Raw genomic sequence first — 7,067 nt, forward strand, 5'->3', positions numbered from 1 at the left:
TAAGTTGAAAGCAAGAGGTGAAAAGTATGGACTTTACATTAACAGAAGAACAACTAATGATGCGCCAAATGGTTCGTGATTTCGCAAAAAACGAGATCGAACCTTGGATTCCACGGATGGAAGATGGGGAATTTCCACGTGAACTACTTGAAAAAATGGGTGAGCTCGGATTGATGGGAATTACAGCACCTGAACAGTATGGGGGTTCAGAGATGGACTTCTTGTCATATATCATCGCGATCCACGAACTATCAAAAGTCAGTGCTGTCATGGGAGTCGTATTGTCTGTCCATACTTCTGTTGGAATGAATCCGATCCTCTACTTTGGTACGGAAGAACAAAAGAATCGCTACTTGCCGAAAATGGCGTCCGGTAAATACCTCGGTGCATTTTGCCTGACAGAGGCATCGTCTGGATCAGATGCAGGTTCATTGAAAACAAGAGCGAAGCGAGTCGACGACCATTACATCGTTAATGGTTCCAAAATGTTCATCACAAACGGTGGGGAAGCGGACGTCTACATTGTGTTTGCTAACACTGCTCCTGAAAAAGGAACGTATGGTATCACTGCATTTATCGTCGACCGTGACACACCGGGATTATCTATAGGTAAAGATGAAAAGAAAATGGGCCTACACGGCTCGCGGACCGTCGCGCTGAGCTTCGACAATATGAAAGTGCCAGTAGAAAATAGACTAGGTGAAGAAGGTGGCGGCTTCAAAATCGCCATGGCCAACCTTGACGTCGGCCGAATCGGCATCGCCGCTCAAGCACTAGGCATAGCGGAAGCCTCACTAGAAGCTGCCGTTGCCTATGCAAAAGAACGCGAACAATTCGGGAAACCCATCGCAGTCAATCAAGGCATAGGATTCAAACTAGCCGACATGGCTACCGCAACAGAAGCGGCCCGACTACTAGTCTACCGCGCGGCTTGGTTACGCTCAGAAAACAAACCATGCGGCAAAGAAGCCTCCATAGCCAAACTATTCGCATCACAAGCAGCGGTAGATAACTCCATAGAAGCCGTCCAAGTATTCGGCAGCTACGGCTACACGAAGGATTATCCAGTCGAACGTTATTTCCGCGACGCGAAAGTATGCCAAATCTACGAAGGTACAAGCGAAATTCAAAAAGTAGTCATCGCCAAACATCTAACAAACTAAAGCTAGAAGCGCATAGGGGAGCGCATTGCGCGGTTCTGCCGTACTTTGGCGCGGTTATTCCAATGAATCGCGCGGTTCTCGTAGACAATCGCGCGGTCTAGCTACAGAATGGCGCGGTTAGCAACACCTTTGGCGCGGTCAGCGCAAGCTGCGGCGCGTGATCCATAAACCGCAAACCAATTTCAAGCTTTCCTTCTTCAAAACTAAAATTTCATTAACCAAACATATAAAAGGGTGGGAGAAAAATGGACTTTAAATTATCAGAAGAACATGAAATGATTAGAAAGATGGTACGCGACTTTGCACAAAATGAAGTAGCGCCAACTGCAGCACAACGAGACGAAGACGAAACATTCGACATGGACATCTTCCACAAGATGGCCGAACTTGGACTCACGGGCATTCCATGGCCAGAAGAATACGGCGGCATTGGTAGCGACTACCTTGCCTACGTCATTGCTGTAGAAGAACTATCGCGTGTTTGCGCATCTACAGGCGTCGTCTTGTCTGCACACACATCTCTAGCAGGATGGCCGCTATTCAAATACGGTAACGAAGAACAGAAACAAAAATACTTACGCCCACTTGCGGAAGGTACGAAGATGGGTGCATACTGTCTAACAGAAGCGGGTTCAGGATCAGACGCGGGTGGCATGAAAACTACAGCGAAGCTTGACGGTGACGACTACGTGCTAAATGGCTCGAAAATCTTCATTACAAATGGCGGGATTGCTGACACGTATATTGTCTTTGCTGTAACCGATCCGGAATCTAAACACAAAGGAACAAGCGCATTCATTGTAGAAAGTACATTTGAAGGATTCTCTGTAGGGAAGAAAGAGAAGAAACTGGGGATTCGTTCTTCACCGACAACAGAAGTCGTATTAGATAACTGTCGCGTGCCGAAAGAAAATCTTCTTGGAGAAGAAGGTGAGGGGTTCATTATCGCAATGAAAACACTTGATGGCGGACGTAACGGAATTGCTGCTCAAGCAGTAGGGATTGCACAAGGCGCGCTTGACGCTGCTGTCGATTACTCAAAAGAACGTACACAATTCGGCAAGCCCATCGTTGCCAACCAAGGCATTAGCTTTAAATTGGCGGATATGGCAACGGCGACAGAAGCATCTCGCCTGTTGACGTATCAAGCAGCGTGGCTCGAATCGAACGACCTGCCGTACGGTAAAGCGTCGGCTATGGCGAAACTAATGGCTGGTGACACAGCGATGAAAGTCACAACAGAGGCCGTTCAAGTATTCGGTGGTTACGGTTATACAAAAGATTATCCCGTGGAGCGCTATATGCGTGACGCGAAAATTACGCAAATTTATGAAGGTACACAAGAAATTCAACGTCTCGTCATATCTCGTATGCTGACGAAATAACAGGAGGTCTAGGCAATGCCAAAACATGAAGTGAAATCTACCGTCAAAGATGAAGAACTTGTTCAGAAGCGACGTGCACAGATTAGCCGCGGCGCTGTGAAATTATTTATCGACAAAGGATTTCACCGAACGACTACACGTGAAATCGCCAAAGAGGCGGGCTTCAGTATTGGCACATTATACGAGTATATTCGGACAAAGGAAGATGTCCTGTATCTTGTCTGTGACAATATTTATGATGAAGTTAAAGTTCGTTTGTCTGAGCTCGATAACAATGACAACACGGTAGAAGGGCTACGTGTGGCGATTGCACGGTATTACGAAGTCATCGATCAAATGTCGGATGAGTTCCTCGTCATGTACCAAGAGTCAAAATCGTTACCGAGCGAAGCGCTTCGTTATGTACTCACTAAAGAACTCGAAATGGTCGAGCAATTTGAGACAATCATTCGTAAGTGCATGGAAGCTGGGAATCTACGCATCGGACCGGATGAAGTATCACTGATCGCACACCACATCCTCGTATCCGGCCAAATGTGGTCATTCAGAAGATGGGCTTTGCGCAAACCATATACGTTAGAACACTATACGAAAGTACAAACTGATCAAATTATCAAAGGTTTGGAGAAGTAAATAACTTGAGGACTCCGCCATGAAAATATTCGTGGCGGTGGTCAGCATGTACGGAAGGTGGAAGGCAAATGGTAACTGAGGAAATCTATAAACCGAAACACCATATTCGTTTCGTAACGGCATCTAGTTTATTCGACGGGCATGATGCATCGATTAATATCATGCGCAGAATATTACAAGCAACCGGAGCGGAAGTTATTCATCTCGGACATAATCGATCTGTTGAAGAAGTTGTAAACGCTGCCATTCAAGAAGATGTGCAAGGAATCGCGATGTCCTCCTACCAGGGTGGTCACGTGGAGTATTTCAAATACATGTATGACTTACTGAAGGAAAGAGGCGCTTCCCATATTAAAATATTCGGTGGTGGTGGAGGAGTCATCATCCCAAAAGAAATCAAAGAGTTGCATGAATACGGCATCGAATGGATTTTTTCACCGGAAGACGGTCGAAAACTAGGTCTACAAGGCATGATCAATAAAATCATGGAACTATCGGATTTCTCCACGACTCCCGAAAGCGAAGAGGCCAACCTTGAACAACTGACAGCAGAAACACCAGGTATTCTAGCAAATTTAATCACGTACGTAGAAGAAAATCATTTGAACAAAGACGAAGCGACGAAGCAATTACTCGATCGTGCACGGGCCATGTCCAAACAAACGCCAGTACTAGGGATTACAGGTACAGGTGGAGCAGGTAAAAGTTCATTGACGGATGAATTAATACGTCGTTTCTTGCGTGAGTTCCCTGACAAAAGAGTAGCGATCCTTTCCGTAGATCCAACGAAGCAAAAAACCGGCGGAGCGTTACTCGGTGACCGGATTCGTATGAATGCGATCTTTAATAATCGTGTCTACATGCGCAGTCTGGCAACGCGCGGATCACGTTCAGAGCTAACAACGGCTATCCATGACGTGCTGGATATCACAAAAGCAGCTGGCTATGACTTGATTATTGTAGAGACGAGCGGAATTGGGCAAGGGGATGCACGTATTACGGATGTCTCTGATGTTTCGATGTACGTGATGACGAGTGAATTTGGCGCGCCGACACAGCTTGAGAAAATTGATATGATCGACTTTGCCGACTTAATTGTGATTAATAAATTTGAGCGAAAAGGTTCGGAAGATGCATTGATCCAAGTGCGCAAACAATATCAACGTAGTCATTTGCTATTTGATCATGATCTTGAAACGATGCCTGTATATGGCACGATTGCAAGCCAGTTTAACGATAAAGGCACCAACACACTTTTTGCAGCGCTTGTTGAAAAACTCAACAACGCAACGGATTCTGATTGGACGACAAGTTACACAGACTTCGTGACGAATCAAAAGCAAACCGTGATTATTCCACCTGACCGTAGCCACTATTTACGTGAAATCGCGTCGACGATTCGTAATTACCATGCGAAATCGAAACAGCAAGCAGAACTGGCACGTCGCATGTTCCAACTAGAAGGTGCGATCGAAGCAGTGAAAGAAGCAGATTCTAACGAAGCATTACTAGAATCATTGAATAGCTTGAAAGAAGGCGTTGAAGAGCAATTAACAGGCGAATCGAAACGTGCTTTGAAAAACTGGGGGCCTTTGAAAGAATCTTACGAGCAGGATGAATATGTGGTGAAAATACGCGATAAAGAAATCCGTACGACGCTCAATACTGTCAGTCTATCTGGCTTGAAAGTTCCGAAAGTAGTGTTGCCGCCATACAAAGATTATGGTGAAATTCTACGCTTTGTATACAGCGAGAACGTTCCGGGTTCATTCCCGTATACTGGAGGCGTCTTCCCATTCAAACGCGAAGGCGAGGATCCGCGCCGTCAGTTCGCTGGGGAAGGGACACCTGAACGTACGAATCGTCGCTTCCACTATGTATCAAAAGATGACGACGCAAAACGTTTATCCACAGCGTTTGACTCTGTAACATTATACGGAGAAGATCCCGATGAACGTCCTGACATCTACGGAAAAGTTGGCGAATCAGGCGTGAGTATTTGTACACTCGAAGATATGAAGAAGCTCTATGACGGCTTCGATCTCTGCTCGCCTTCGACTTCTGTGTCTATGACAATCAATGGACCGGCACCGATTATCCTAGCGATGTTCATGAATGCAGCAGTCGATCAGCAAGTACGTAAAAAAGAACAAGAACTTGGACGAACACTTTCTGTCGAAGAGTTCACTGAAGTACGGGAAATGACATTCCAAACGGTCCGTGGAACAGTACAAGCGGATATTTTGAAAGAAGACCAAGGGCAAAACACCTGTATTTTCTCTACAGAATTTGCATTGCGTCTAATGGGTGATATCCAACAATACTTCATTGATAAAAAAGTTCGTAATTACTATTCCGTATCGATTTCTGGCTATCATATCGCAGAAGCGGGATCGAATCCGATTTCACAGCTTGCGTTCACACTCGCAAATGGCTTCACGTATGTGGAGTATTACTTGAGCCGCGGCATGCATATCGACGACTTTGCACCGAACTTATCGTTCTTCTTTTCCAATGGTCTTGATCCAGAGTATACGGTAATTGGTCGCGTGGCACGTCGAATTTGGGCGATTACGATGCGAGACAAATATGGAGCGAATGAACGCAGCCAAAAGTTGAAATACCATATCCAAACATCTGGCCGTAGTTTGCATGCTCAAGAAATTGATTTCAACGACATTCGCACAACATTGCAGGCATTAATGGCGTTGCAAGATAACTGTAACTCGCTTCACACAAATGCATACGACGAAGCCATTACGACACCAACAGAAGAATCTGTTCGTCGCGCGATGGCGATCCAGATGATTATCATGAAAGAACACGGCTTGTCAAAGAACGAAAATCCGCTTCAAGGGGCTTTCATTATAGAAGAAATGACAAGTCTCGTAGAAGAAGCGGTATTGCAAGAATTCGACCGACTGAACGACCGTGGCGGTGTGCTAGGCTCTATGGAGACGCAGTACCAGCGTGGCAAGATCCAAGAAGAATCGATGTATTATGAAATGAAAAAGCACTCAGGGGAGCTACCGATCATCGGCGTCAATACCTACTTGAATCCGAATCCGCCATCTGAGGAAGATATCGATAATATGGAGTTGGCACGTGCGACACAACAAGAAAAAGAGTCCCAAATTACCAACTTGCGCGCATTCCAAGCCAAGCACGCTGACGAAGCAGGGCAAGCACTTGCTGATCTTCAGGAAGTAGCGATTACGGGAGGTAATGTATTCGCTGAGTTGATGAAGACTGTGCGAGTAGCGAGTCTCGGACAAATTACGAACGCACTATACGAAGTAGGCGGGCAGTACCGCCGTAATATGTAACACATCCAAAGAGGGGATGTCACAGAAGCCATCACTTCTGGCGGCATCCTTTTTTTATGGGTTAGTACTCGTTTAAGTTTAAAAGCAATAGCTTTGGAATAGTGAGTGAATTTGTGAGTGCGATGGGATAGAAGCTCCAGTTGGCGGACGCTTTCCCATGGGCTCGCGGTGAGCCAACTAGTTACTACGTTCCTTTAGTTGTCTCACCTGATCGAGCTGATCCATCGGGAGCCGCCAACTTCTGCTTCCATCCTACGTTGATTGTACGGGTGCTTAGATCACTCACTGTAGGTGGTGTGTGAATTATTGTATTGTCTTAACCTCTTTAGATTCTAGGATTGAAGTTCAAAATCCATTACAAGACTTATTTCAATGGACAACAAAAAGTGTCACCTACTTACATTGCAAGGGATTGGAGCGTAGGAGGGGGCGACTCCCTCTTGGAAATACGATAGTGACAAGGTTTATCGCGTTCTAAGTATGACCAAAAAATATTTTTCTGCATGTATCCGCAGTATGCATTCCTTAAAATACATGACTTTACGTATTCTGGAAGTACG

General features: G+C 45.5%; 4 protein-coding genes. All 4 read left to right on the plus strand.

The features are described 5' to 3' along the window. Window positions 1–26 precede the first annotated feature (26 nt). Complete coding sequence (locus tag CSV60_RS14995) at window positions 27–1,163, plus strand: acyl-CoA dehydrogenase (RefSeq protein ID WP_099637537.1); 1,137 nt, start codon at window positions 27–29, stop codon at window positions 1,161–1,163. Window positions 1,164–1,408: 245 nt separating this feature from the next. Continuing rightward, window positions 1,409–2,548 (plus strand): acyl-CoA dehydrogenase, encoded by a 1,140-nt coding sequence (locus CSV60_RS15000; protein WP_099637538.1) that lies wholly within the window; start codon window positions 1,409–1,411, stop codon window positions 2,546–2,548. Window positions 2,549–2,563: 15 nt separating this feature from the next. After that, window positions 2,564–3,181 carry a TetR/AcrR family transcriptional regulator gene (locus tag CSV60_RS15005; RefSeq protein WP_099637539.1) on the plus strand — a complete coding sequence of 206 codons (618 nt, stop codon included), beginning with the start codon at window positions 2,564–2,566 and terminating at the stop codon, window positions 3,179–3,181. A gap of 68 nt (window positions 3,182–3,249) precedes the next feature. Next, window positions 3,250–6,507: a fused isobutyryl-CoA mutase/GTPase IcmF gene (icmF, locus tag CSV60_RS15010; protein ID WP_099637540.1), complete on the plus strand. Its 3,258-nt coding sequence runs from the start codon at window positions 3,250–3,252 to the stop codon at window positions 6,505–6,507. Window positions 6,508–7,067 lie beyond the last annotated feature (560 nt).

Source organism: Sporosarcina sp. P7 (genome assembly GCF_002743425.1).
GTDB lineage: Bacteria > Bacillota > Bacilli > Bacillales_A > Planococcaceae > Sporosarcina.